Origin of the sequence: Pseudomonas sp. Au-Pse12, from assembly GCF_021341665.1 — a bacterium.
Classification (GTDB): domain Bacteria; phylum Pseudomonadota; class Gammaproteobacteria; order Pseudomonadales; family Pseudomonadaceae; genus Aquipseudomonas.
This window is the reverse complement of sequence record NZ_JAJTTH010000003.1, coordinates 534,704-560,235: the sequence shown is the minus strand read 5'-3', so window position 1 is coordinate 560,235 and position 25,532 is coordinate 534,704. Positions and strand designations below refer to the sequence as shown.

Annotated in this window: 29 protein-coding genes and 1 tRNA gene; 27 read left to right on the top strand and 3 right to left on the bottom strand. The window is 58.9% G+C overall.

Annotated features, from left to right (window positions below):
- The first annotated feature begins 135 nt into the window (after positions 1–135).
- Entirely contained in the window at positions 136–621 is a 486-nt protein-coding gene (locus tag LXM55_RS11010) for a YajQ family cyclic di-GMP-binding protein (protein ID WP_023966912.1), read from the top strand.
- A 136-nt stretch (positions 622–757) separates the two neighbouring features.
- A complete protein-coding gene (locus tag LXM55_RS11005) occupies positions 758–1,600 on the top strand; it encodes a mechanosensitive ion channel family protein (RefSeq protein ID WP_233320387.1) in 843 nt (280 codons plus the stop codon).
- A 258-nt stretch (positions 1,601–1,858) separates the two neighbouring features.
- Here LXM55_RS11005 and LXM55_RS11000 read toward each other — a convergent pair whose 3' ends face one another.
- A complete protein-coding gene (locus LXM55_RS11000; RefSeq protein WP_233320386.1) occupies positions 1,859–3,178 on the bottom strand; it encodes an OprD family porin in 1,320 nt (439 codons plus the stop codon).
- A 931-nt stretch (positions 3,179–4,109) separates the two neighbouring features.
- Between LXM55_RS11000 and LXM55_RS10995 the strand changes: the two genes are divergently transcribed.
- Together LXM55_RS10995 and LXM55_RS10990 are read left to right on the top strand one after the other, a co-directional pair.
- The gene (locus LXM55_RS10995; RefSeq protein ID WP_233320385.1) at positions 4,110–4,535 is read left to right on the top strand and encodes an HIT domain-containing protein; all 426 of its coding nucleotides are present in this window, start codon (positions 4,110–4,112) and stop codon (positions 4,533–4,535) included.
- Positions 4,536–4,538: 3 nt separating this feature from the next.
- Positions 4,539–4,745, top strand: a complete 207-nt coding sequence (locus tag LXM55_RS10990) for a SlyX family protein (protein ID WP_233320384.1) — start codon at positions 4,539–4,541, stop codon at positions 4,743–4,745.
- Between the two features lie 61 nt (positions 4,746–4,806).
- Here the strand turns inward: LXM55_RS10990 and LXM55_RS32515 are convergent, their stop codons facing one another.
- On the bottom strand, positions 4,807–5,412 hold the full coding sequence (locus LXM55_RS32515; protein WP_325169895.1) for a cold-shock protein: 606 nt from the start codon (positions 5,410–5,412) through the stop codon (positions 4,807–4,809).
- 465 nt (positions 5,413–5,877) lie between these two features.
- Between LXM55_RS32515 and LXM55_RS10980 the strand changes: the two genes are divergently transcribed.
- The 17 genes from LXM55_RS10980 to LXM55_RS10900 all read left to right on the top strand — a co-directional run bounded on the left by LXM55_RS10980 (position 5,878) and on the right by LXM55_RS10900 (position 19,139).
- Positions 5,878–6,351, top strand: coding sequence for a Dps family protein (locus LXM55_RS10980; RefSeq protein ID WP_233320383.1), 474 nt, complete (start codon positions 5,878–5,880; stop codon positions 6,349–6,351).
- Positions 6,352–6,601: 250 nt separating this feature from the next.
- On the top strand, positions 6,602–6,823 hold the full coding sequence (locus LXM55_RS10975; protein ID WP_010457489.1) for an FmdB family zinc ribbon protein: 222 nt from the start codon (positions 6,602–6,604) through the stop codon (positions 6,821–6,823).
- A gap of 95 nt (positions 6,824–6,918) precedes the next feature.
- Positions 6,919–8,694 carry an aspartate--tRNA ligase gene (gene aspS, locus LXM55_RS10970; protein ID WP_221811101.1) on the top strand — a complete coding sequence of 592 codons (1,776 nt, stop codon included), beginning with the start codon at positions 6,919–6,921 and terminating at the stop codon, positions 8,692–8,694.
- A gap of 110 nt (positions 8,695–8,804) precedes the next feature.
- On the top strand, positions 8,805–9,551 hold the full coding sequence (locus tag LXM55_RS10965; RefSeq protein ID WP_233320382.1) for a YebC/PmpR family DNA-binding transcriptional regulator: 747 nt from the start codon (positions 8,805–8,807) through the stop codon (positions 9,549–9,551).
- A gap of 129 nt (positions 9,552–9,680) precedes the next feature.
- Positions 9,681–10,205 (top strand): crossover junction endodeoxyribonuclease RuvC, encoded by a 525-nt coding sequence (gene ruvC, locus LXM55_RS10960; RefSeq protein ID WP_016963215.1) that lies wholly within the window; start codon positions 9,681–9,683, stop codon positions 10,203–10,205.
- A 114-nt stretch (positions 10,206–10,319) separates the two neighbouring features.
- A complete protein-coding gene (gene ruvA / locus LXM55_RS10955; protein WP_123726120.1) occupies positions 10,320–10,928 on the top strand; it encodes a Holliday junction branch migration protein RuvA in 609 nt (202 codons plus the stop codon).
- Positions 10,929–11,987 carry a Holliday junction branch migration DNA helicase RuvB gene (gene ruvB / locus LXM55_RS10950; protein WP_011063018.1) on the top strand — a complete coding sequence of 353 codons (1,059 nt, stop codon included), beginning with the start codon at positions 10,929–10,931 and terminating at the stop codon, positions 11,985–11,987.
- A gap of 138 nt (positions 11,988–12,125) precedes the next feature.
- Positions 12,126–12,593, top strand: coding sequence for a tol-pal system-associated acyl-CoA thioesterase (ybgC, locus tag LXM55_RS10945; RefSeq protein ID WP_233320381.1), 468 nt, complete (start codon positions 12,126–12,128; stop codon positions 12,591–12,593).
- On the top strand, positions 12,583–13,278 hold the full coding sequence (gene tolQ, locus LXM55_RS10940) for a protein TolQ (protein ID WP_011063016.1): 696 nt from the start codon (positions 12,583–12,585) through the stop codon (positions 13,276–13,278). Before ybgC ends, tolQ begins: the two co-directional genes overlap by 11 nt.
- A 13-nt stretch (positions 13,279–13,291) precedes the next feature.
- Positions 13,292–13,744, top strand: a complete 453-nt coding sequence (gene tolR / locus LXM55_RS10935; RefSeq protein WP_011063015.1) for a protein TolR — start codon at positions 13,292–13,294, stop codon at positions 13,742–13,744.
- Positions 13,744–14,805, top strand: a complete 1,062-nt coding sequence (tolA, locus tag LXM55_RS10930) for a cell envelope integrity protein TolA (protein WP_233320380.1) — start codon at positions 13,744–13,746, stop codon at positions 14,803–14,805. Before tolR ends, tolA begins: the two co-directional genes overlap by 1 nt.
- Positions 14,806–14,822: 17 nt before the next feature.
- Positions 14,823–16,103, top strand: coding sequence for a Tol-Pal system beta propeller repeat protein TolB (gene tolB, locus LXM55_RS10925; protein ID WP_015636767.1), 1,281 nt, complete (start codon positions 14,823–14,825; stop codon positions 16,101–16,103).
- A gap of 53 nt (positions 16,104–16,156) precedes the next feature.
- Positions 16,157–16,654: a peptidoglycan-associated lipoprotein Pal gene (gene pal, locus LXM55_RS10920; RefSeq protein ID WP_022640504.1), complete on the top strand. Its 498-nt coding sequence runs from the start codon at positions 16,157–16,159 to the stop codon at positions 16,652–16,654.
- Positions 16,655–16,660: 6 nt separating this feature from the next.
- Positions 16,661–17,485 carry a tol-pal system protein YbgF gene (gene ybgF / locus LXM55_RS10915; protein ID WP_233320379.1) on the top strand — a complete coding sequence of 275 codons (825 nt, stop codon included), beginning with the start codon at positions 16,661–16,663 and terminating at the stop codon, positions 17,483–17,485.
- A 165-nt stretch (positions 17,486–17,650) separates the two neighbouring features.
- Positions 17,651–18,298, top strand: coding sequence for a 7-carboxy-7-deazaguanine synthase QueE (gene queE, locus LXM55_RS10910; RefSeq protein WP_233320378.1), 648 nt, complete (start codon positions 17,651–17,653; stop codon positions 18,296–18,298).
- A gap of 1 nt (position 18,299) precedes the next feature.
- Positions 18,300–19,001: a 7-cyano-7-deazaguanine synthase QueC gene (queC, locus tag LXM55_RS10905; protein ID WP_233320377.1), complete on the top strand. Its 702-nt coding sequence runs from the start codon at positions 18,300–18,302 to the stop codon at positions 18,999–19,001.
- 62 nt (positions 19,002–19,063) lie between these two features.
- Positions 19,064–19,139 (top strand) — tRNA-Lys (locus LXM55_RS10900).
- A 90-nt stretch (positions 19,140–19,229) separates the two neighbouring features.
- Here LXM55_RS10900 and LXM55_RS10895 read toward each other — a convergent pair.
- Positions 19,230–20,105, bottom strand: a complete 876-nt coding sequence (locus LXM55_RS10895; RefSeq protein WP_233320518.1) for a response regulator transcription factor — start codon at positions 20,103–20,105, stop codon at positions 19,230–19,232.
- Between the two features lie 332 nt (positions 20,106–20,437).
- Between LXM55_RS10895 and LXM55_RS10890 the strand changes: the two genes are divergently transcribed.
- From LXM55_RS10890 to LXM55_RS10865, 6 genes are all read left to right on the top strand, one after another.
- Positions 20,438–20,629 (top strand): Flp family type IVb pilin, encoded by a 192-nt coding sequence (locus LXM55_RS10890; RefSeq protein WP_233320376.1) that lies wholly within the window; start codon positions 20,438–20,440, stop codon positions 20,627–20,629.
- A 625-nt stretch (positions 20,630–21,254) separates the two neighbouring features.
- Positions 21,255–21,446, top strand: a complete 192-nt coding sequence (locus LXM55_RS10885) for a Flp family type IVb pilin (RefSeq protein ID WP_016967360.1) — start codon at positions 21,255–21,257, stop codon at positions 21,444–21,446.
- Positions 21,447–21,475: 29 nt separating this feature from the next.
- Positions 21,476–21,994, top strand: a complete 519-nt coding sequence (locus tag LXM55_RS10880; RefSeq protein WP_233320375.1) for an A24 family peptidase — start codon at positions 21,476–21,478, stop codon at positions 21,992–21,994.
- A 14-nt stretch (positions 21,995–22,008) separates the two neighbouring features.
- Complete coding sequence (locus tag LXM55_RS10875) at positions 22,009–23,331, top strand: AAA family ATPase (RefSeq protein ID WP_233320374.1); 1,323 nt, start codon at positions 22,009–22,011, stop codon at positions 23,329–23,331.
- Between the two features lie 12 nt (positions 23,332–23,343).
- Positions 23,344–24,150, top strand: coding sequence for a Flp pilus assembly protein CpaB (gene cpaB / locus LXM55_RS10870; protein WP_233320373.1), 807 nt, complete (start codon positions 23,344–23,346; stop codon positions 24,148–24,150).
- Positions 24,151–24,197: 47 nt separating this feature from the next.
- Complete coding sequence (locus tag LXM55_RS10865; RefSeq protein ID WP_233320372.1) at positions 24,198–25,529, top strand: TadE/TadG family type IV pilus assembly protein; 1,332 nt, start codon at positions 24,198–24,200, stop codon at positions 25,527–25,529.
- The last annotated feature ends 3 nt before the right edge of the window (positions 25,530–25,532 follow it).

Below are 25,532 nucleotides of genomic sequence, written 5' to 3'. Positions count from 1 at the left end.
CGCTCTGTTTGGCCGCTCAGGGGAGGGCACGCGGTGAAGGAGGGGAAAGACCCGTTATAATGAGCGCGGATTTTAACCGCAAGCCGGGCGTGTTCGATGTTTTGAACAGGCCCCTTTTTATTTTGGAGAGATTACATGCCGTCGTTTGACGTGGTATCCGAACTGGACAAGCACGAAGTCACCAACGCGGTGGAAAACGCCGTCAAGGAACTGGACCGCCGCTACGACCTGAAGGGCAAGGGCAGCTTCGAGTTCAAGGAAAAGGAACTGACGGTCAACCTGACCGCCGAGGCCGAGTTCCAGCTGGAAGCGATGATCGAGATCCTCAAGCTGGCCCTGGTCAAGCGCAAGATCGACGTGCAGTGCCTGGAGGTCAAGGACGCCTATGCCTCGGGCAAGGTGATGAAGCAGGAAGCGGTCCTCAAGGAAGGTATCGATAAGGAGCTGGCGAAGAAAATCGTCGCTCATATCAAGGATGCCAAGCTGAAAGTGCAGGCCGCCATTCAGGGCGAGCAGGTACGGGTTACCGGCAAGAAGCGCGACGACCTGCAAGAGGCTATCGCGGCCCTGCGTGCCAAAGAGTTCGGCATGCCGCTGCAATTCAACAACTTCCGCGATTGATCGGCGTCTCCGGGAACCTCTAGAGCTTATTGGCGTCCGAGGCCGGAGTAATGGCAGAAACGATTGAGCTGCCGCGGAGTCGATCGTTCTGCCCGTCAGTCATGTACGCCGCAACCCCGGGCATCTGGAGAAATAGATGGATTTGAACGCTGAAGTAGACAACCTGGTCCGGGCCTCCCAAGCCTGGATTCCCATGATCATGGAATACGGCAGCCGGGTGCTGCTGGCCGTCATCACCCTGGCCATCGGCTGGTGGTTGATCAACAAGCTGACCCATAAAGTGGGCAAGTTGCTGGCCCTGCGCAATGCCGACCTGGCGCTGCAAGGCTTTATCAGCAGCCTGGCCAACATCATTCTCAAGGTGCTGCTGATCGTCAGCGTGGCTTCGATGATCGGTGTCGAAACCACCTCCTTTGTGGCTGCAATCGGTGCTGCCGGCCTGGCCATTGGCCTGGCTCTGCAAGGCAGCCTGGCGAACTTTGCCGGCGGGGTGTTGATCCTGTTGTTCCGCCCGTTCCGCATTGGTGACTTCATTGAAGCCCAAGGCATCAGCGGCAGCGTGGACAGCATTCAGATCTTCCACACGGTGCTGCGTACCGGTGACAACAAGACGGTGATCGTGCCCAACGGCAACCTGTCCAACGGCATCATCACCAACTACAACCGTCAGCCGACCCGCAAGGTGGTGTTTGACGTGGGTGTGGATTATGACGCGGACCTGCAGAAGGCCCGTGAAGTGTTGCTGGAGCTGGCCAAGGATGAGCGTGTACTGGCTGACCCGGCGCCGGTAGCGGTGGTTTCCACTCTGGGCGACAGCTCGATTACCCTGTCATTGCGGGTGTGGGTCAAGACGGCGGATTACTGGGATGTGATGTTCCGGTTCAATGAGTTGTCCCGTGATCGCTTGAAGGCGGCGGGAATTGATATTCCCTTTCCACAGCGGGTCATTCGCGTGGTTCAGGAAACAGCAACGCAATAAGTCAGTTTTATGACTTGGCCATTCGGTCAACTAGTGTTGTTCAAGACAAGGGGCTATCAGCCCCTTGTTTGTTTTCGGGCGCTCGCCAATGACAATTAGTGGGGCGAGTAACTATCGTTGATTACCCTATTAGTTAGCTTGCTATTTAATTGGCTGCTTTGCCTGATGCTTTTCATTGGCAAAAAAAACCGCCGCCCTGATTAGGGGCGGCGGCTTTTATTAGTATTGCGCGTTAACGCAATCAGCTGGGCAGCGATATTACAAGATGCTCAGCGGGTACTCTACGATCAGACGCAGGTCGTTCAGGTTGTCGTAGTTGGTTGCACGGTAATCGGCGTTGCTGCCACGGTAGATGGCATTACGCAGGCGGAAGGACAGGTCTTTAGCTGGGCCTTCTTGCAGCACGTACTTGGCTTCCACGTCCCACTCGTGCTCTTTGCCATCGCTGGAGTCGGCAACGGTAACGTTGGTGCCGCGAATGTAACGAGTCATGAAGCTCAGGCCAGGTACGCCAAAGGAGGCCATGTTCAGGTCGTAGCGAGCCTGCCAGGACTTCTCGTCTTCGCCAACGAAGTCGGAGATCTGCACGGAGTTGGCTACGTAAACGGTACCGCCACCGTCGACGCCATACTTGTAGCCGGTTTTACCACTGGATTGCTGGTACGCCACGGTGAACTTATGGGCGTCGATGCTATAGGCGGTTGCCAGGCTCCATACGCGGTTGTCCAGGTCGCCAGCCAGCTTTTTACCGTCATCTTTGCTGCGGTAGCCGTTGAAGTCGACGTTCAGCGACTGGTTGTTAGCAATCGGGAAGGTGTAGTTCAGGTTGATGTACTGCTTCTTGAAGAAGTCATCGACCTTGGACGCAGCGATGCCGCCGACAAAGTTCTCGGTGAACTGGTAGGTTGCGCCTGCGAAGTCGGCAGAGCTCAGACCTGGATTTTTCAGGCCGGTTTCGCTGTTACGACCGTTGATGCTGTCGTTGTACTGACCGGTCTGCGAGCGCAGGGCGGTGAAGTGACCCGCATTCAGCTCCAGGCCTTTGATTTCTTTGCTGGTGATCAAGGTACCGGTGGCGACTTCAGGCAGCAGACGGCCGTCGTCGGTGGTGAACACCGGGCTGGCAACCATCTGATTACCGTATTTCAGCACGGTGTCGGAGAGGCGGAACTTGATTGCGCCACCTACAGCGGACGAGTCTTTTTCTGGTTCGCCGCGGCTATTATTAGCGGCCATACCGTTACCAGAACGACCGGCGCCACCGTCCAGCTTGACCACGCCCATGGCGAAAGCGTCAACACCTACGCCGATAGTGCCTTGGGTGAACCCCGAGTTGTACTGCAGCAGCTCGCTCAGGCCGCTATCTTGGCGATAACCGCTTTTGTAAGTGCCATCGTCACGCTGGTGGTTGCCTACACCGCTCTTGTAGTCACGGTTCATGTACATCGCACGGGTTTTCGCAGTCAGGGTGCTATCTTCGATAAAGCCCTTTGCATCGTCCTGAGAGGACGCGATTGCGAACTGCGAGGTGCCTGCTGATACAGCCAGGGCGATCATGCTCCACTTCATCACGCGCATCGTGATTTGCTCCTTTGGTTTTTAGAAGAGTACTGCCGTCCCACCTGTTTTATTATCTGGGCGGCTCTTTCTTTTTGTGTCGGCGCAAACTTATATCACGCTGACAATGTTGGCGATACTTGCCTATCTATCCTTTCAGCTTCTTTACGACCCTGTCGCAATTTGCTCGATGGGTGTCGCAAATCTGCAGTCAGCCTGGATCCAGACTGGCAACTAAAACAGAGCTTTTCGATGGGGAACAATGAAGGAAAAAAGCCCCCATGCACACACTCTAAAAAGCACCGCGGGGCAACCCTGCCACTATTATTATGAGCCTGTAACGTTCCAGAACTGATGGTGCGTTGCAGGCGATGCCGAGTTGGATGCAAAAAGCGTGCACAAACTGTATTTACCTGGCCATTTTTCTTCGATAAGGCATGGCTAGCTGTAAAAACCGCATAAAACCGCCGTTTCAAGGGTCGTTTTGTTTGGCTTGACTCTGTGGTTTTCCTGGTGCAGGGCTGTGCATTAAGTTGCACAGCAGGACAAAACGTTACCGCTGCACACTGCAAAGTGAGTAAACGGCGGATGCTTGAGGTAGTGAGCGTAGACCGCTTGTTCGGTTTTGGTGCAAAACTTTTGTAATGCTGTGCAGGATTCATACAGTCAGGCCCTGATAGGGCTGAGGGCGTTGCGGGTGCTCGGAGTCATTTTTCGAATGCACCGCGGGTTCTGTGCGCAAATGGTGCGGAGTGCGAAGAAATGTCCTGCGGTGGGGCGCATCGATTGCATCGAGATCGGTTCCTTGCCGTGCCTGAAGGGGCGCTGTCCGGGCTCCGGCTCATTGGTCATGAAGAGCAGGGCGTTCGCAGGTATGCTGCGTGTCTGTCGCCTGGCGCGTGTCAGTCATACTGGGCGCTGGGCTGAAACAAGTTGAGCAGGAGTAAACGCGGTGTTCACTTTAGATTCACGGCTGCAACAAGACACATTGCCCATCGGGGATTTCCCTCTCTGCCGGTTGCTGCTGTCCAATGACGCGAACTATCCCTGGTTCATCCTGGTTCCGCGCCGCGAGGATATCAGCGAGTTGTTTCAACTGGATGTCACCGATCAGCAGCAGTTGTGGCAGGAAACCACAGCGTTGGCCGAGTTGCTCAAGGACTCGTTCGATGCTGACAAGTTGAATGTGGCAACTCTGGGCAACGTCGTGAGCCAATTGCACATGCACGTGATCGTGCGCAAGCGTGACGATGCTGCATGGCCAGCGCCGGTATGGGGCAAGCACCCGGCCAAGCCCTACAGCGCTGAGCAGGTGGCGGCCATTCGTGATCGGTTGCGAGTGGTGCTGGACGATGATTTCCAGTTTCTGGAGGGTTGAGTCATGAGTCTGGAAGAGCGGGTAACCGATCTGGAAAGTCGCTTGGCGTTTCAGGACGACACCATTCAGGCCTTGAACGATGTGCTGGTGGCGCAGCAGAAGGCTGTGGAGCGCCTGCAACTGCAGATGGCTGCGCTGCTCAAGCGCCAGGAAGAAATGGTCGGGCAGTTCGAGTCGTTCGAGGAAGAGGCGCCGCCGCCTCATTACTGAGAGGCTCAATCGTTGGGCACAAAAAAACCGCGCCAGGGCGCGGTTTTTTTATGGAGGGCGATCAGCGGCGCGGCAGCGCGGCAATCACGTCTTCAGCTTGCAGGCCCTTGTCACGGTTCATTACCGAAAACTCCACGCGCTGGCCTTCTACCAGGACACGGTGGCCTTCTCCGCGAATGGCGCGAAAGTGCACGAAAATATCATCGCCGGAGTCCCGCGAGATAAAGCCGAAGCCCTTGGAGGTGTTGAACCACTTCACGGTGCCGGTATCGCGGTTGCTCATGTCGTAGCTTGGCGCTGCGGAAGTGGAGGGTGAGGATTTGTAGAAGCTGATGGCCAGGTGCAGGACTACGGCGATCAGCGCGGTCAGCAAGCTGACCAGCACCGCCGGTTGGCCACCAATGACAGGCATGGGAGCCAGCAGCGTGAGGGTTTGCAGGACAACGACCAGGACCAGCAGGGCGCTGACCAGATTTTGCAGGTGATGACGAGAGCCTTTGTTCCAGTAGGGAATAACTGGCGCCAGGATCAGGTTGAGCAGGCCGAAGAGGGCCAGGTAAAGAGCATCGGGTTGTTGCAGGTAGGGAACCGCGTCAGATCTCAGACTCGGAATCAAGGACAGCAGCAAAGCTGCAATGCCTGTCAGCAGGTGGACGATTTTCAACATTTTGATTAACTCACGTTAAGAAGGAAGCACAAGGAAGAGCTGATCACGCACGGTTCGCTTCTGAACAAATAGGTGAGGCGGTGGTTACGTACGCGGTGTCAGCCTATGCGCGCTGGCCGAAGAAATAGGCAACAGCGACACGGGCTCTATTTAACAGCAAAGCCCAGGCCTTCTCAAATCAGCGCCGCCGCCCAGCCTGGGCGCACGAATGTCCGGTACTTGCAGCTGGATTCGCACAATCGGGCAAACGCCTGTTCTAGACAGATGGCAGTGAGTTTTCCAAGGAGCGCCGGCTTTTCCCTGTGGTCTGAGCTGACTCGACGTCGGCGCGGCCTGTCCCGGATCGGACCGCGGGACAATCCACCGCAGGGCTGATTGACGATCCTGGGCGGCAGGGGCGTGGCTCTCTTGCTAGAGTGGTCCGGCAGCTGACTAGGTGAATCCATCCCGTTAACGGAGAGAAACATGGCAATTGATATCGGTATCAGCGAAGAAGATCGTAAATCCATCGTCGACGGTCTATCCCGTCTGCTTTCGGACACCTACGTGTTGTACCTGAAAACCCATAACTTCCATTGGAACGTCACCGGTCCGCAATTTCGTACCCTGCATTTGATGTTTGAAGAGCAGTACAACGAGCTGGCCCTGGCGGTGGACTTGATTGCCGAGCGTATTCGTGCCCTCGGCTTCCCGGCGCCAGGCGCTTATTCCATCTATGCGCGACTGTCCTCGATCAAGGAAGAGGAAGGGGTGCCGGTTGCAGAGGAAATGATCAAGCAACTGGTCGCCGGCCAGGAAGCGGTGACTCGCACCGCGCGGGGCATTTTCCCGTTGTTGGACAAGGTCAGCGATGAGCCGACTGCGGATCTGCTGACCCAGCGCATGCAAGTGCATGAAAAGACCGCGTGGATGCTGCGTTCCCTGCTGGAAAATCGTTAAGCCCGCTATTGCGAATGGCGCCCCGTGCGCCGTTCGCACTCTCGACCGGCATATATCTGCAGTGCTCTGAAGAATGGCTTGCCGCGTCTCCAGGCCGATGGCTGGCAGTCGGCAACGATTGCCTTAGGGTCATACGGCTGCACAGGGTCGATTTAATGGATATAATCCCGCTCTTTGCTAGGTAGCCCGAGCTTTGGCGTGGGCTCTGGCTGTAGTTCAAGCAGTAATCTGGATTGCCGAGACGCCCCCCATGCCCATGTACGATTATCAATGCGCTTCCTGTGGTCATCAGTTGGAAGCCATTCAAAAGATCAGCGCCGCGCCGCTGGTCGACTGCCCTGCCTGCCAGGCGCCCGAGCTGAAAAAAATGCTGTCCATGCCAGGTTTCCGCCTCAGCGGTACGGGCTGGTATGAAACCGACTTCAAGACCGGCTCCAAGAAGAACCTGGCCGGTGGCGACAAAGCTGACTAAGTTGAACGACACGCGCGAGTTCTTGCAGTATCCGGCATCTTGAGGTGCGCAAGGCCTCCATCGAATTTCGAATTACGAGAAGTGAAACCACTACCATGATGCGCAGCCATTATTGCGGCCAACTGAACGAAAGCCTGGAAGGTCAGGAAGTAACCCTTTGCGGATGGGTCCACCGTCGTCGTGACCACGGCGGGGTGATTTTCCTCGATATCCGAGATCGTGAAGGCCTGGCCCAGGTGGTGTTCGACCCGGACCGCGCTGAAACCTTCGCCGCTGCAGACCGCGTGCGCAGCGAATACGTGGTCAAGATCACCGGTAAGGTGCGTCTGCGTCCGGCCGGTGCCGGCAACGCCAACATGGCTTCGGGCATGATCGAAGTCCTGGGCTACGAGCTGGAAGTGCTGAACGAAGCGGAAACTCCGCCGTTCCCGCTCAACGAATACTCCGACGTGGGTGAAGAAACCCGTCTGCGCTATCGCTTCATCGACCTGCGCCGTCCTGAAATGGCCGAAAAGCTGCGCCTGCGTTCGCGCATGACCACCAGCATCCGTCGCTTCCTCGACGAAAACGGTTTCCTCGACGTGGAAACCCCGATCCTGACCCGCGCGACTCCGGAAGGTGCTCGCGACTACCTGGTGCCGAGCCGTACCCACGCCGGCAGCTTCTTCGCCCTGCCGCAATCGCCACAGCTGTTCAAGCAGCTGCTGATGGTGGCCGGCTTCGACCGCTACTACCAGATCGCCAAGTGCTTCCGTGACGAAGACCTGCGTGCCGACCGTCAGCCTGAGTTCACTCAGATCGACATCGAGACCAGCTTCCTCGACGAAAAAGACATCATGGGCCTGACCGAAGGCATGATCCGCAACCTGTTCAAGGAAGTGCTGGGTCTGGAATTCGGCGAATTCCCGCACATGACCTTTGAAGAGGCCATGCGCCGCTACGGTTCCGACAAGCCGGACCTGCGCAACCCGCTGGAACTGGTGGACGTTGCCGACCAGCTCAAGGAAGTGGAATTCAAGGTGTTCAGCGGCCCGGCCAACGATCCGAAATGCCGTATCGCCGCCTTGCGCGTTCCTGGCGGCGCGAGCATGCCGCGCAAGCAGATCGACGATTACACCAAGTTCGTCGGCATCTACGGTGCCAAGGGCCTGGCGTACATCAAGGTCAACGAGCGCGCCAAGGGCGTTGAAGGCCTGCAGTCGCCGATCGTCAAGAACATCCCGGAAGCCAACCTGAACGTGATCCTCGATCGCGTGGGTGCGGTCGACGGCGACATCGTGTTCTTCGGGGCCGACAAGGCCAAGATCGTCAGCGAGGCGCTGGGCGCACTGCGCATCAAGCTCGGTCACGACCTGAACCTGCTGACCTGCGAATGGGCACCGATGTGGGTGGTCGACTTCCCGATGTTCGAAGAGAACGACGACGGCAGCTTCACCGCCCTGCATCACCCGTTCACCGCGCCGAAGTGCTCGCCTGAAGAGCTGGAAGCCAATCCGGCTACCGCTCTGTCGCGCGCCTACGACATGGTCCTGAACGGCACCGAACTGGGTGGCGGTTCGATCCGTATCCACCGCAAGGAAATGCAGCAAGCGGTATTCCGCCTGCTGGGCATCAGCGAAGCGGAACAGGAAGAGAAGTTCGGCTTCCTGCTGGACGCCCTCAAGTACGGCGCACCGCCGCACGGTGGCCTGGCCTTCGGCCTGGATCGCCTGGTGATGCTGATGACTGGCGCCCAGTCGATCCGTGAAGTGATCGCCTTCCCGAAAACCCAGAGCGCGGCCTGCGTCATGACTCAGGCACCGGGTCTGGTGGATGCCAAGGCTCTGCGTGAGCTGCACATCCGCCTGCGCGAACAGCCCAAGGCTGAATAAGCCGGCCCGATAAGGCGCACCTTCGGGTGCGCTTTTTCTATGGGTCGAGTTTTGTTGCCCCGCCCGCCAAGCGGCGTGGGCAATGTTTCAAAGAGAATTTGGAGCAAGTTATGGCAGGTCATTCCAAGTGGGCGAACATCAAGCACCGCAAAGAGCGTCAGGATGCCAAGAGAGGCAAGATTTTCACCAAGTGGATTCGTGAGCTGACCGTTGCTGCCCGTCAGGGCGGTGGCGATCCGAACTCCAACCCACGTCTGCGCCTGGCCCTGGACAAGGCCCTGGGCGCCAACATGAGCCGCGACATCATCGATCGAGCCATCGCCCGTGGCACCGGTGCTGCCGGCAGTGACGACGTGGTCGAGTTGACCTATGAAGGCTACGGCCCGAATGGCGTGGCAGTGATGGTCGAATGCATGACCGACAACCGCAACCGCACCGCGGCGGCTGTTCGCCATGCCTTCAGCAAGTGCGGTGGCAACCTGGGTACCGACGGGTCGGTGGCTTACCTGTTCGAGCGCAAGGGGCAGATCACCTTCGCCGCGGGTGTCGACGAAGATGCGTTGATCGAAGCGGCGATGGAAGCCGATGCTGACGACGTGGTCAGCAACGAAGACGGCTCGATCGACGTGTTCACTTCGTTCGCCGGTTTCTACGGGGTGCGTAATGCCCTGGAGGCGGCGGGTTTCAGCGCGGCGGATGCAGAGATCGTCATGTTGCCGACCACCAGTGCCGAACTGGACCTGGAAGGCGCGGAGAAGGTGCTCAAGCTGATCGACATGCTGGAAGACCTGGATGATGTGCAGAACGTCTATTCCAACGCGGATATTCCGGAGTCGGTGGCCGAGCAGCTCGGCTGATTCCACTGCACTAACCTTGAGGCCGGAGGTGCGAAGCCGCGAGCGTTACGCGGCAGGGTGCTTCCGGCTTCTGTCTTTTCGCTGTTCCGGTCATGGCCGGCAAGCCTCTTTATTCAAGCAGCAGGCGTTATGACTCTTATTCTTGGCATCGACCCCGGTTCGCGCATTACCGGTTATGGCGTGGTTCGAGACACGGGGCGCGGCTGTGTGTACGTCGCCTCGGGCTGCATCCGTACCGGGGCCGGTGAGCTGCCCGAGCGGCTGCAGATTGTCTATCGCGGTGTGCGCGAGGTGATCCAGACCTACGGTCCGGTGACCATGGGGATTGAGAAGGTGTTCATGGCGCGCAATGCCGACTCGGCGCTGAAGCTCGGCCAGGCCCGGGGCGCGGCAATTGTTGCCGGCGCCGAAGAGGGCCTGGAAATTGCCGAGTACACCGCGACACAGGTCAAGCAGGCTGTGGCCGGCACCGGCGGCGCCAACAAGGAGCAGGTGCAGATGATGGTCATGCATTTGCTCAAATTGACCACCAAGCCGCAGATCGATGCCTCGGACGCCCTGGCCATCGCCATCTGTCACGCTCACACCCGTTCCAGCCTGCTGCCCCATGGCCTGGGAACGGCACGCAGTCGTGGCGGTCGCCTGCGTCTCTGATAGCATCAGCGCAGTCATTTTAGGGGCTGAGCATTGTGTGCCTGGGTAGCCGGCGCAAATGCTCGCTCAACGAGTCGCCAGCTGCGGGCTGGCCATCGCCTAAGGATCTGAAACGTGATTGGACGCTTGCGCGGCACCCTGGCTGAGAAACAGCCGCCGCACCTGATTCTTGATGTCAACGGGTTGGGGTATGAGGTCGAAGTACCGATGACCACCTTGTATCGACTGCCGTCGGTCGGCGAACCCCTGACCTTGCACACCCATTTGGTCGTCCGCGAGGATGCGCAGTTACTCTACGGCTTCGCCAGCAAGCGCGAGCGAGACTTTTTCCGCGAGTTGATCCGTCTCAACGGTGTGGGACCGAAGCTGGCCCTGGCCCTGATGTCCAGCCTTGAGGTGGATGAGCTGGTGCGTTGCGTGCAGGCCCAGGACACCTCGGCCCTGACCAAGGTGCCCGGGGTCGGCAAGAAGACCGCCGAGCGCTTGCTGGTGGAACTCAAGGACCGCTTCAAAGCCTGGGAAGCCGTACCGAGCATGTTTGCCCTGGTGCCGAACCAGCCGGATGCACCGGTGCCGGTGGCCAGTGCCGAGTCGGATGCGGTCAGCGCGCTGATCTCCCTGGGCTACAAGCCGCAGGAAGCCAGCAAGGCGGTATCCGCGATCAAAGACAAAGGCTTGAGCAGCGAAGACATGATCCGCCGAGCCCTGAAGGGAATGATTTAAGTGATTGAAGCTGACCGTCTGATCGCCGCCACGGGCCCCCGTGAGCGCGAGGAAATCCAGGACCGGGCGATTCGTCCGGTCAGCCTGGCCGATTACATTGGCCAGCCGAGCGTGCGCGAGCAGATGGAACTGTTCATCCAGGCCGCCCGCGGGCGCAATGAATCTTTGGATCACACCCTGATCTTCGGCCCTCCAGGGCTGGGCAAGACCACCCTGGCCAATATCATCGCCGAGGAAATGGGGGTGTCGATCAAGAGCACTTCCGGCCCGGTGCTGGAGCGCCCCGGTGATCTGGCCGCCTTGCTGACCAACCTTGAACCTCACGACGTGCTGTTCATCGACGAGATTCACCGCTTGTCGCCGATTGTCGAAGAGGTGCTGTACCCGGCCATGGAGGACTTCCAGCTCGACATCATGATCGGCGAAGGTCCGGCGGCGCGTTCGATCAAGCTCGATCTGCCGCCGTTTACCCTGGTGGGCGCCACCACGCGCGCGGGGATGCTGACCAACCCGCTGCGGGACCGCTTCGGCATCGTCCAGCGCCTGGAGTTCTACAGCACTGCGGACCTGGCGACCATTGTCAGCCGTTCCGCCGGGATCCTCGGTTTGCCACTGGATCCTGAAGGCGCCTTCGAGGTCGCGCGTCGGGCCCGTGGTACTCCGCGGATCGCCAACCGCTTGCTGCGCCGGGTGCGGGATTTCGCCGAAGTCCGGGCCAAGGGGCATATCACCAAACCGATCGCCGACCTGGCGCTGAACCTGCTGGATGTCGATGAACGTGGCTTCGACCACCAGGACCGACGTCTATTGCTGACCATGATCGAGAAGTTCGACGGTGGGCCGGTCGGCGTCGACAGCCTGGCGGCGGCCATCAGCGAGGAGCGTCATACCATCGAGGATGTGCTGGAGCCGTACCTGATTCAGCAGGGCTATATCATGCGCACCCCGCGTGGTCGTGTGGTGACCCGGCATGCCTACCTGCACTTCGGTCTTAACATTCCGTCACGAATGGGGGACATGCCCGTGGTAGACGAATTCCTCGATGCCGTGGACGATTGATAACCTGCTTTTTGTCGATTTATTCGGGGTTTGTGCTGTCCTAGGGACTGGCCTTGTTAAAACTTCACGAAAAGTCGTTCAAGAATGAAAAAACAGTTGCCTGGCCGGATTGGCAACATGAGGAGTAAGCACTAGAGTATGCGCGCGCAAAACGGGCTTGAGCCGTTCGCACATCGTTGTCGCGTTTATTACGAGGACACCGATGCCGGCGGCATCGTGTATTACGTTAATTACCTTAAGTTTATGGAGCGGGCTCGAACCGAGCGGCTACGACACCTGGGCTTCGCCCAATCGCAGCTGGCAGGAGAGAACCTGTTATTTGTCGTGCATTCCAGCGAAGCGCGTTATCACGCGCCGGCGCGACTGGACGACGAACTTCTGGTCAGTGCCCAAGTTACCGAATTGAACCGGGTTAGCCTGCGCTTCACTCAGCAGGTCAGGCGAGCCAAAGACAATGCGCTGCTCTGCGAGGGGCAGTTTCTGGTGGCCTGTGTGCGCGCCGACAATTTCAAACCCCGCGCCATTCCAGACGCTCTGCGTACGGCCTTTGCCGACGAGAGCAGCGCGGGTACACACTCAGAGCAGGAGATAAAGCGTGGAAGCTAACGTCGTCGACCATTCCTCCATGTGGAGCCTGGTCAGCAATGCCAGCGTTGTAGTGCAGTTGGTAATGCTGACCCTGGTTGCCGCATCGGTGACTTCATGGATCATGATCTTTCAGCGCAGCAACCTGCTGCGTGCCGGTCGACGTGCCCTGGAGAGCTTCGAGGAGCGCTTCTGGTCCGGTATCGACCTGTCCAAGCTGTACCGTCAGGCGGGCAGCAACCCGGACCCGGACTCTGGCGTCGAGCAGATCTTCCGTGCCGGCTTCAAGGAGTTCTCCCGTCTGCGCCAGCAACCGGGCGTCGATCCTGAAGCCGTCATGGAAGGCGTCGCCCGCGCCATGCGCGTAGCGATTTCCCGCGAAGAAGAAAAGCTCGAGCAGAGCCTGCCGTTCCTCGCCACCGTCGGTTCGGTCAGCCCGTACATCGGTCTGTTCGGTACCGTCTGGGGGATCATGAACTCCTTCCGCGGCCTGGCTCAGGCCCAGCAAGCGACCCTGGCCACTGTGGCCCCGGGTATCGCCGAAGCGCTGATCGCCACGGCGATCGGCCTGTTCGCAGCCATCCCGGCGGTGATCGCCTACAACCGTTTCGCCGCTCGTGGCGAGACGCTGATCAGCCGTTACTACACCTTCGCCGACGAGTTCCAGGCGATCCTGCACCGTAAAGTGCACACCAGCGAAGAGTGAGCAGGTAGACCCCATGGCCCGAGTTCGCCACAAACGCAAGCCGGTTGCCGAGATGAACGTGGTGCCCTACATCGACGTGATGTTGGTACTGCTGGTTATCTTCATGGTGACCGCGCCGATGCTCAACCAGGGCGTGAAAGTTGACCTGCCCAAGGTTTCCAGCGAAGCCTTGCCCCAGGACAACAACACCCAGGTGCTGACCATTTCGATCAAGGCTGACAAGACCTACTACTGGAACCTTGGCAGTGAAGTCGACACCGAAAAGCAACAGGACAAGGCGATGACCTTGCCGCAGATGACCGACGCGGTGACCAAGATCATCCGTGCCGGCAACGAAGGCGGCAAACACACCCAGGTGTTCATTCGCGGTGACAAATCCGTCGACTACGGCGCCGTGATGGGTGCCATGGGCGGCCTGCAGAAAGCCGGAGTCGGTAACGTTGGCCTGATTACCGAGGCGCCCTGATGCACCAACAGCGAGAGCCGTCCGCCTCGGAAAGCTACTTCTGGCCTAGCGTCTGGGCAATTGCCCTGCACGTGCTGGTGTTTGGCATGCTGTTTGTCAGCTTTGCCATGACTCCGGAACTGCCCCCGGCCAAGCCGATCGTTCAGGCGACCCTGTATCAGCTGAAATCCAAGAGTCCGGCAACCACCCAGACCAATCACAAGATTGCGGGTGAGGCGAAGAAATCCGCCGCGCGCCAGACCGAAGCCGAACAGCTGGAGCAGAAGAAGGTCGAGCAGGAAGAGATCAAGGCTGCGGAACAAAAGAAAGAAGAGGCTGCCCAAAAAGCCGCGGAAGCGAAAAAGGCCGACGAGGCCAAGAAAGCCGATGAGGCGAAGAAGGCGGATGACGCCAAGAAAGCCGCAGAAGCGAAAAAGGCCGAAGAGAAGCAATTGGCTGATGTAGCCAAGAAGAAAGCCGAAGAAGAAGCCAAGAAAGCCGCTGAAGAAGAGGCCAAGAAAAAGGCCGCTGAAGAAGCGAAGAAGAAAATCGTCGAAGACGCGAAAAAGAAAGCCGCGGAAGACGCGAAGAAGAAAGCTGAAGCTGACGAGGCGAAGAAAAAGATCGCCGAGGATGCGAAGAAGAAAGCTGCCGCCGACGCCGCGAAGAAAAAGGCGCAGGAAGCAGCACGCAAATCTGCTGAAGAGAAAAAGGCCCAGGCCCTGGCGGACTTGCTGTCCGACAAGCCGGAGCGTGAGGCCACGAAGTCGGATGAAGTGGGTGACAGTGTCGCGGGCAGTTTCGATGACCTGATTCGCATTCGTGCGGCGGAAGGCTGGGCTCGTCCTCCTTCGGCACGCAAGGGCATGACGGTGGAGCTGCGGATTGGCATGTTGCCTGATGGCACGGTGACCACGGTCAGCGTGATCAAGTCCAGTGGTGACGGCCCGTTCGACGCTTCGGCGGTGGCGGCAGTCAAGAACATTGGGCGTTTGACAGAAATGCAGGGTTTGAGTCCGAAGGATTTCGCTCCCTATCGTTCATTCAAGATGACATTCACACCTGAGGATTTAGCCTTGTGAGAAACCTTCTTCGAGGAATGCTTGTCGTTATTTGCTGTATGGCAGGGATAGCGGCAGCGGATGAAAAAAACATTCTGGTCACCAGCGGCAGTGATCGGGCAACACCGATCGCGGTAGTGCCGTTCGGCTGGCAGGGCGGTAGCGTGCTGCCGGACGACATGGCACAGATCATCGGTGACGACCTGCGCAACTCGGGTTACTACGCACCTATCCCCAAGCAGAACATGATCAGCTTGCCGACCCAGGCCAGCGAAGTCATTTTCCGCGACTGGAAAGCCCTGGGCGCCCAGTACGTGATGGTCGGCAGCATTGTTCCGGCGGGCGGTCGCCTGCAGGTGCAGTACGCGTTGTTCAACGTCGCCACCGAGCAGCAAGTGCTGACCGGCAGCGTGTCGGGCAGTGTCGATCAGCTGCGGGACATGTCGCACTACATTTCCGACCAGTCCTTTGAAAAGCTCACCGGTATCAAGGGCGCGTTCTCGACGCGCCTGCTGTATGTGACGGCTGAACGCTTTTCGGTGAACAACACCCGTTACACCTTGCAGCGTTCGGACTACGACGGTGCTCGGGCAGTCACTCTGTTGCAATCTCGCGAGCCAATCCTGTCGCCGCGTTTTGCACCCGATGGCAAGCGCATTGCGTATGTGTCGTTCGAACAGAAGCGTCCACGCATCTTCGTCCAGCACATCGACACCGGGCGTCGTGAGCAGATCACCAACTTCGAAGGCCTGAACGGCGCTCCAGCCTGGTCGCCGGATGGCACCCGCCTGGCGTTCGTGCTGTCCAAGGACGGCAACCCGGATATCTATGTGATGAACATGGCGTCCCGGCAGATCAGCCGCGTTACCAGTGGCCCGGGCATCAACACCGAGCCGTTCTGGGGCAAGGATGGTTCCACCATCTATTTCACTTCCGACCGTGGCGGCAAGCCGCAGGTCTATAAAAGCAACATCAATGGCGGTGGCGCTGAGCGTGTGACCTTTATTGGTAACTACAACGCCAACCCGAAACTTTCGGCTGACGAAAAAACCCTGGTAATGATTCACCGCCAGGATGGTTTCACCAACTTCCGGGTGGCGGCTCAGGATTTGCAGCGCGGTAGCGTAAAAATCCTTACAGACACCAACCTTGATGAGTCAGCTACTGTTGCGCCCAACGGCACCATGGTAATCTACGCCACCCGCCAGCAGGGCCGGGGAGTCTTGATGCTCGTGTCCATTAATGGACGTGTGAGGCTCCCGCTTCCTACCGCTCAAGGCGAAGTCAGAGAACCGTCCTGGTCCCCTTACCTGAACTGACGCGGCGCTACAATGTTTCACTTAACACACTGGGGTTCATTAGGAGTTTCACGATGGAAATGTTGAAGTTTGGTAAGTTTGCTGCGCTGGCTCTGGCCATGGCTGTGGCTGTAGGTTGCTCCTCCAAAGGTGGCGACAACGCCGGTGAAGGCGCTGTTGATCCAAACGCTGGTTACGGCGCTAACACCGGTGCTGTTGATGGCTCCCTGAGCGAAGAAGCTGCTCTGCGCGCAATCACCACCTTCTACTTCGAATACGACAGCTCGGACCTGAAGCCAGAAGCCATGCGCGCTCTGGACGTTCACGCCAAAGACCTGAAAGGCAACGGCGCTCGCGTCGTTCTGGAAGGCAACACCGACGAACGTGGTACTCGTGAGTACAACATGGCTCTGGGCGAGCGTCGTGCGAAAGCCGTTCAGCGCTACCTGGTTCTGCAGGGCGTTTCCCCTGCACAGCTGGAGCTGGTTTCCTACGGTAAAGAGCGTCCAGTTGCTACTGGCCACGACGAGCAGTCCTGGGCTCAAAACCGTCGCGTCGAACTGCGTAAGTAATTCGTCATGCGAACGTGCCGTCGTGCTGTAACTATTTTGGCTCTCAGTCTCACGCCGCTTGCGGCGTGGTCTGCGGTTCCTGTGGTCGATAACAACTCTGGCTATAACAATAGCGGGAGCAGTTATCCGCCAGCGGGTTATGGCACGAACGGCGCCTATGCCGGGGGAGGGGTTTCGACCCCTGTCTCGGCACAGGGCGAGCTGTTCCAGCAACTGCAGCAAATGCAGGAGCAGATTGCGCGCCAACAGGGTGTGATCGAAGTTCTGCAAAATGATGTAGCGCGGATGAAGCAAGAAAGCCTGGAACGTTACCAGGATCTTGATCGACGCATAGGAAGCGGTGTTGCACCTGCCGCAAGTCCTGAGAATTCTTCAGCCGGTGGCGATAACAGCGCCGCCGGTGCCGCCGCCGGGGCTGCTGCTCAAGCACCAGCCGCCAGCAGCGAACCGGGTGATCCGGCCAAGGAAAAGCTCTATTACGATGCTGCCTTCGACCTGATCAAGGCCAAGGATTTCGACAAGGCCAGCCAGGCTTTCTCGGCATTCCTGCGCAAGTACCCCAACAGCCAGTACGCCGGCAATGCCCAGTACTGGTTGGGTGAAGTGAACCTGGCCAAAGGCGACCTGCAAGGTGCCGGCCAGGCGTTTGCCAAGGTTTCCCAGCTGTATCCCAAGCACGCCAAAGTGCCGGATTCGCTGTACAAGCTGGCTGACGTAGAGCGCCGTCTCGGTCACACCGACCGGGTCAAGGGCATTCTGCAGCAGGTGGTGGCCCAATATCCGGGTACTTCCGCCGCTCAGCTGGCCCAGCGGGATCTGCAGCGCATGTAAGTGCGTGTGGCCCGTTACAAGAAACCCGCGCTTGTCGCGGGTTTTTTCGTTAGAATCCATGCCCTTTTTCTGAAACACGCTTCCTGGGATTTGCGCGATGGCGGGGTTCCTTGAAGTGCCTGACGGAGGCGGACAGCCTGTTTAGCTGTTACGCCCGTGGCGACTATGCAAGACACATTGAGAATTACCGAAGTTTTCTACTCGTTGCAGGGGGAAACTCGGACTGCCGGGCTGCCCACGGTTTTCGTGCGCCTGACCGGATGCCCGTTGCGTTGCCAATACTGCGACAGTGCCTACGCCTTCAGCGGTGGCACCCTGCGTACCCTCGACAGCCTGCTGGAGCAGGTTGCCGGTTTCCGCCCGCGTTATGTCTGCGTCACCGGCGGTGAGCCGCTGGCCCAGCCCAATGCCATCCCCTTGCTCAAGCACTTGTGCGACGCCGGATACGAGGTATCGCTGGAAACCAGCGGTGCCCTGGATATCTCTGCGGTGGACCCGCGCGTCAGCCGGGTCCTTGACCTCAAGACTCCAGGTTCCGAGGAAGCGCATCGCAACCGCTACGAGAACATCGAGCTGTTGACCGCCAACGACCAGGTCAAGTTTGTCATTTGTTCGCGTGAGGACTACGACTGGGCGGTGTCCAAGCTGATCCAGTACGGTCTTGAGCGACGTGCCGGCGAAGTCCTGTTTTCGCCGAGCCATCACGACCTGAACGCACGGGACCTGGCGGACTGGATCGTCGCCGACAACCTGCCGGTGCGCCTGCAATTGCAGCTGCACAAATACCTTTGGAATGATGAGCCGGGGCGCTGACATGACTGAACAAGCACAGAACCAATCTTCGGGCGAAAAACGTGCAGTGATCCTGCTGTCTGGCGGCCTCGACTCGGCCACCGTGGTGGCCATGGCCCGCGCCGAAGGCTACAGCTGCTACACCATGAGCTTCGATTATGGCCAGCGGCATCGTGCCGAACTGCATGCCGCCGAGCGCGTGGCCCGCGACCTGGGCGTGGTCGAACACAAGGTCATTGGCCTGAACCTCAATGGCATTGGCGGTTCGGCACTGACCGACAGCTCCATCGATGTGCCGGAGGCGCCAGGTGAGGGGATTCCGGTCACTTACGTGCCGGCACGCAACACCGTGTTCCTGTCCCTGGCCCTGGGCTGGGCGGAAGTCCTGCAGGCACGGGATATCTTCATTGGCGTCAACGCAGTGGATTACTCCGGCTACCCGGATTGCCGCCCCGAGTTCGTCGAAGCTTTCGAGCGCATGGCCAACCTGGCGACCAAGGCCGGCGTCGAAGGGCAGGGTTTCCGCATCCAGGCGCCCCTGCAGAACCTCAGCAAGGCCCAGATCATTCAGGCGGGTGTGGGTCTGGGAGTGAATTACGGGCTGACGGTTTCTTGCTATCAGGCGGACGACAGAGGCCACGCGTGCGGCAAATGTGACAGCTGCCGCCTGCGCGCGGAAGGCTTCAAGGCGGCCGGAATCAGCGACCCAACACCTTATTTTTGATTTTTTCATATAGGGTGTTGAATTCCCGTTAGAAATCAGTATTATACGCGCCACCACACAGCGGGTCGTTAGCTCAGTTGGTAGAGCAGTTGGCTTTTAACCAATTGGTCGTAGGTTCGAATCCCACACGACCCACCATATTTGGCGGTTTAGAAAATCCGGAAGGCCCACGAAAGTGAGGGTTTCCGGGTTTTTTTTTGCCTGCAATAAAGCCGGGCGTGCAGGGCATCAAGGCTCGACACTCTCTGGAAGGCTATCAATGACTTGCGATAGCTGCTCATCTACCCTTGGTTCGTCCTGCGGGGCCTCTGTACGGCGTGCCTGGCGGTATTCGCTGGGGGTGCAACCGGTGAACTGCTTGAAGGCCCGGGCGAAGTAGGAAGGGTCCTTGAAGCCGACCTCATAGCCGATGCTGGTGACGGGCATCTGGCTGTTGTCCAGCAAATCCTTGGCGCAATCCATGCGCTTGCTGAGGATGTAGTCCATGAAGCCCAGGCCATTCACCTCCTTGAACAGGCGGCTGAAGCGGAATGTCGTCATGCCACAGCGTTTGGCCAGCTCCTTTTGATCGATGCTGTCGCGAAAGTGCTGGTCGATGTACAGCAGCACGTTGCTCAATGCCTGATGTTTCTGGTGCTCGGCCGTCAGGCGGATGCTGTCCGGCAAGGACGGGCCGTGCTCGATCAGCAATGTCTTGTTGCTCGCACCGGAGTGACGACGCAGCTCGCAGAGCTGCTTCAGGGCGTGCATGAAGCGTTCGGTTTCCGCGCCGGAAAGGGGCAGCACCATGTATTCCCAGACACGCGAGCGCATCGCCCAGATGGCGAGCTCTTCGGAGTGCTGCACGGTGAACATGGCGATGGGAATGGAGGGGGCCTTGCGTTTGATCTCCAGCAGCAGGTTGAGGCCCGGCATGTCAGGGCGGTCATAGTGCATGCAGATCATGTCTGGCGCCGGCTGTGCATCCCTTTCGGAAAAGGTGGTGCCCTTCGCCAGCCGGCAGTCACAGGCTGAGCGAAAATGCCCGATCAGCTCTTCGGCCGATCGGTTACGAGTGAGATCAAACCATAGTAGGCATGGTTTTTTGATCGCCTCAGGTTTCATTGCCTTATTCCTTTCAGCTGCCACGCTGCCTCTTTCCGAGGCGCAGGCATCGCGCGCTTCTATGAATGTCGGGGATAGTCTTTGCGCACCACTCGACGATGACTGAGGCGAGCCTCCTGGGACTGAAGATTAATGCTGTTCATTGTTGCTCCTTAGTCTTCCGGTTCGCGGCCTAGGGGTGTGCATGCGCTAAGTTTCCTGGCTAACAATCGCAAAAAAATCCTAGTTATCGACAATAAACTCCTAACCCTTACTGTTGCCCCTGACTAGGATTCCTTCAGGCGGTGGAACAACTAACCGCTTGAAGTACATTCCTTAAATGAGGTGGCAAGATGAATCTGAAATCGATCGAAACCTCGGTTATGGCATTCATCAGGGATGAGGATGGTTTGACCATTGTGGAATATGCCGTGGCAGGCGGTTTGATAACCCTCGGGGCCGTTGCTGCGTTTGTGACCTTGGGCGGCAACGTGAGTACCGCCATTACCAGTTTGGGATGCGCGATACAGGGCAAGACCTGTTGACCCAAGTGGTTGTGCTGGGGTCTCAGTCCTGGGCTGGAGCGGTTGAATGTCTCGGTGCCGCCAGCGCAGTGAGGCAAGACGCCGGTGAGCGCTCTCCATCAGGCTGAGGTCCTGCATGTTGTAAGGATCAGTATGCATGTGCAGTGTGCCTGGTTCCTGGCTGTGATCCTGCTCGATTCCGAGTGACTGCGCAGCGTAGTACGCGCGCTGCCCGAGTCAGACCCGGCCCGCAGTTTTTCTTCCCTGCCCAGCAGTATCGCTGCTGTGCCGCCTGCCTGAAGATCTAATCCTGATATACACACCCCAGCTTAGTTCGTTCTGCTCCATGTGCCATTCGGCGCGGGGCTGGCGAGCGTTTTTCTCGTTCTATCGTGCAGCTCCGGGATTGGTTTCTGGATGACTGAGAATGCGTGGCCCTATTGTTTGTGAATTATTCCCTACTCATGATTTGACTGGATGATCAGGCAGTTGGCGGTGTGTTTAATTGTTTTTGTTTTAGTTGCAATAAAGTCCTAGCGATCAGCAAAAAACTCCTAACCCCCTCATTCTCCTAATGACTAAGGTTTGCCCAGGTAGTGCGAAAAGCGCTGCTCTTAAAGTCAATCACTTGAGTGAGGCAAACAAAATGAAACTGCAATCGATCAAGACCTCGGTGTTGAAGTTCATCAAAGACGAAGACGGCCTGACCATTGTGGAATATGCGGTGGCGGGCGGGTTGATCACGCTGGGGGCTGTCGCCGCGTTCATCACCCTGGGCACCAACGTGAAAACAGCCATCACCAGCCTGGGCTGCGCCGTCCAAGGCAAGACCTGCTAGTAGCGCCAACTCCACAGAGGATTGCGGTCATGGACAACGAGCCGTTTGTTGCTGTGGCGCTGCTGGTGGGGCTGTTGAGTGTGGCGGTGGTGGGCGATCTGCGCCGCCACCGCATTCCCAACGTGCTGATCTTGCTCGGAGTCTGCCTGGGGCTGGTTGGCCAGGCTTACACCGCGGGTTTAACTGGGTTGGGAAACGGATTGCTGGGCCTGCTGATCGGTTTCGCGGTTTTTCTCCCGATGTATGTCTTTGGGGGGATGGCCGCCGGAGACGTCAAGCTGATGGCCATGGTCGGTACTTTTCTGACTCCGCAGGGTGCCTTGTGGGCTGCGTTCTTCAGCCTGATTGCCGGTGGCTTGTGTGGCGTATTGATAGTGCTGGTACGTGGCCAGGCCCAGCAGACCGTCGGGCGTTACTGGCTGATGCTCCGAGCCAGGGCTTACTTCGCGCCTGCAGCCGATGAAGTGGCAGGCAAGCCATTTCCTTACTCGATTGCAGTACTGCTCGGCACATTGATCAGCATTTTCTGGTTGCCATTCAGTCACTAGTTCAGGAGAGCACTATGTACGCCATGAGTAATAGCCGTGTGTCCTCCTCTGAACGGGAAGCGGTGCAGCGGCTGGCCCCACAGCCATGCACGATTCTTGAAACCGGGCTGGCGGACAACTTTCTCGGCGATCTGGTGTGCAAACATCTTTACGATGCCGGTGTACTGGACATGTCGCGGCTGGTGGAACGCCTGGCGCTGACCGGAGCTGTACTGGAAGAGGTGCTCACCTTCCTGCGCAAGGATCAGCGTGTCGAGATACTCGGCCAGGCACCTGGCCAGGCTTTGCGCTACGGGCTGACGGAGCGTGGTCGTGCTGCCGCGCGTGACGCCCTGGCACGCAGTGGCTACATCGGCGCCGCGCCTTTTCCGGTGAGTGCCTACCGCTCCCTGCTCAAGGTCCAGACCATTCACCATGGTCGTGTCAGCGCACATGACATGCATCGCTCCTTTGGCGCGATGGTGCTGGCTCAGGACATGCTCGACCAACTGGGTGTCGCCTTGAACTCCGGGCGCGCCATCATGATTTACGGGCCTGCGGGCACCGGCAAGACCTATGTCAGCAGCCGGCTGATCCGTCTGTTCTCCGAATCCATCTGGGTGCCTCACGCCATTGCGATCAACGAGGCGGTGATCGAGATCTTCGATCCCCAGGTGCATCGGCGCTTGAATGACGATGAACAGCAGAACAGCTTGTTGCTCAACGAAGGGATCGACCGCCGGCTGCTGCACTGCGAGCGCCCGCTGATCATCACGGGCGGCGAGTTGACCATGGAGCAGCTGGACGTTCGCTATGACCCCTTCACCCGCCAGTACCAGGCGCCCTTGCAGCTCAAGGCCAGCAACGGCTTGTTCATCATCGACGACATGGGGCGCCAGCGCATGGCCCCGGCGGAATTGTTGAACCGCTGGATCGTGCCGATGGAAGAGAAACGCGACTTCCTCAATCTGGGCGGTGGCCGGCATTGTGAATTGCCCTTCGACCTGATCCTGGTGTTTTCCACCAACATCAACCCTCTGGAGCTGGCGGACGAAGCGTTTCTGCGGCGCATTGGCTACAAGCTGCAGTTCGGTTATCTGAAGCCCGAGGAGTACCGGCGCATCTGGATTCAAGAGACGGAGCGGCTGGGCGTTCCTTACGACCCTCAGGTGCTTGCCTACGTGCTCAAGGAGCTCTATGGCGCAGAGAACATGCCTTTGGTGCCTTGTCACCCACGGGACCTCTTGAACATGGCACTCGACCGCCAGCGTTATCTGGGCGGCTCCGGCCCACTATCGACCCGGGAGCTGGAGTGGGCGTGGCGCAACTATTTCGTCCAGCTCGACTTTCTTGGATAAGGAGACACCCCCATGAGTTCTCGTACGCTCACCCTCATTGCCTTGTCCCTGATCCTGGGGTTGGGCGCGGCATGGATGGCCAACAACTGGCTCAATGCACGGCTCAATGTCGGTCCTGACGATAACCAGCGCAACGTGGTGGTGGCCACCGTCGAGATAGCCTTCGGGCAGATGGTCGAAGCCCAGCAGGTGGGGGTGGTGCGCATGCCCAAGGATACGGTTCCGGACGATGCCTTCGATTCCACCGACAAGGTGGTGGGCAAGATCGCCACCTTCTCCATGTTGCGCGGCGACATCCTGCGCGGTGCGCGCCTGGCCGAGCACCTGGGCGGCAGCACCCTGGCATCGCTGATCGAGCCGGACAAACGTGCCATATCGGTCCGGGTGGATGACGTGGTCGGCGTCGGCGGGTTCCTGCTCCCGGGCAACCGGGTCGATGTCCTGGCTACTCGCCAGACCGGCAACGATGGCAATGCCGAATCCAAGACCATTCTGGAAGACCTGCGGGTACTGGCCGTGGACCAGACAGCCAGCACCGACAAGACCCAGCCGGTGGTGGTGCGTGCGGTGACCCTGGAGATGACGCCGCTTCAGGCGGAAGTGCTGGTCAAGGGCATGACGGCAGGCAAGCTGCAATTGGCCCTGCGCAATCCGCTGGATAACAACAAGCGGCCCTTGCCTGTCGAGCCGGTGGCCATGGCTCAGGAAGCGCCGGCACCCGTAGTGAGTAAGCCGGTCGTGCATCGGCACGCGACTCCTGAGGCCGCGGGTATCACGGTAATCCGCGGTGTCGAGGTCAATGTCATCAAGGCTCTGTAGGCGGTTCGAGCTGGACTGGGGCAGAGCGAGAAGGGGAGGGCTTGAAGATGAAATCGTGTATTCGGCAGCCGCTCACCGCGTTTCCGTCCCGTCAGCGCGGGGCGATGATCATCCTGGTGGTGATCGCCATGGCCTCGCTCCTGTTGATGGGGGCCCTGGCACTGGATGGCAGCCATATGCTGCTGAACAAGACGCGGCTGCAAAATGCGGTGGATGCGGCGGCGTTGAGTGGCGCCAAGACCCTGAGCATGGTGCCGGGCGTGACCGGTGCCGCGAGCCTGACCCAGACCGCCGCGTTGGCCACCTTGACGCTCAATGCCAATGCCTCCGGCAACCAGGAGCTGGCTAACGCCGTTGGCGGCAACGCCTCGGGGTTCGCCAAGGTAGAACTGGCCTCCAGCGTGTATGGACCTTTCTCTTTCCCCGGGCCGGCCAATGCCAGCTATGTCCGGGTCACGGTAGCCAACTATCCCCTGAGCAGTTTTTTCTGGGGCGTGTTTCAGGCCTTGGGCAATGGTGGGAGCAAGTCGGTGGCGGCCGTGGCTACCGCGGGCCCGAGCCCGACCAGCCCGTGCGACCTGACGCCGTTGATGGTGTGCGGCGACCCCAGCAAGAACAATCCGGCCACCGGCATGTTCTGGGGGTTCAAGTTCGGCGATTTGCAGGTACTGAAAACAGCGGCCAACAACAACTCGGCAATCGGCCCCGGGAATTTTCAACTGCTGGACTTCGGCTCCGGGGGCAATACGGTCAGGCAGGGGCTGGCGGGTGGAATCAATCAGTGCAACAGCGTGGGTTCCACCGTCCTGACCAAGCCGGGCAACACCGTGGGGCCATCCGCCCAGGGGCTCAATACCCGCTTCAACCAATACAGCGGCGGCCTCAGCGCGTCGGACTATCCACCAGACCTGGTGGTTGCCGTCAACGCCAAGTCGCTGACCTACACCGGCTCTCCGGCGCAGATCCAGTACAACGGGCAAGCGGTCACTTCGAGCAACGGCAATCTGTCCACGCCCAGTGGCGCTTTGTATGGCTACAACAACTGGGTCCAGGCCTCGGCAGGCTGTGTTGCCGGCACCGGCGGCGGTTGCCAGAGCAACGGTGTGTTCGAGCGGCGGATCCTGAAGATCGTGATCGGTGACTGCTCGGGCAAGAATGACGGTGCCTCGACAATCCCGGTGCTCGGTTTCGGTTGCTACTTCGTGCTGCAGCCCGAGGCGCAACAGGGCAATTCGGCGCAGATCTTCGGTCAGTTCGTCAGTCAATGCGAAGGCGACAACGTGCCGGGCCCCAACCCCGCGAACACTTCCGGGCCGCAGATCATCCAGTTGTACAAGACCTACATCGACAACAACCAGACGCCGAGTACCGACTCGTAGGAG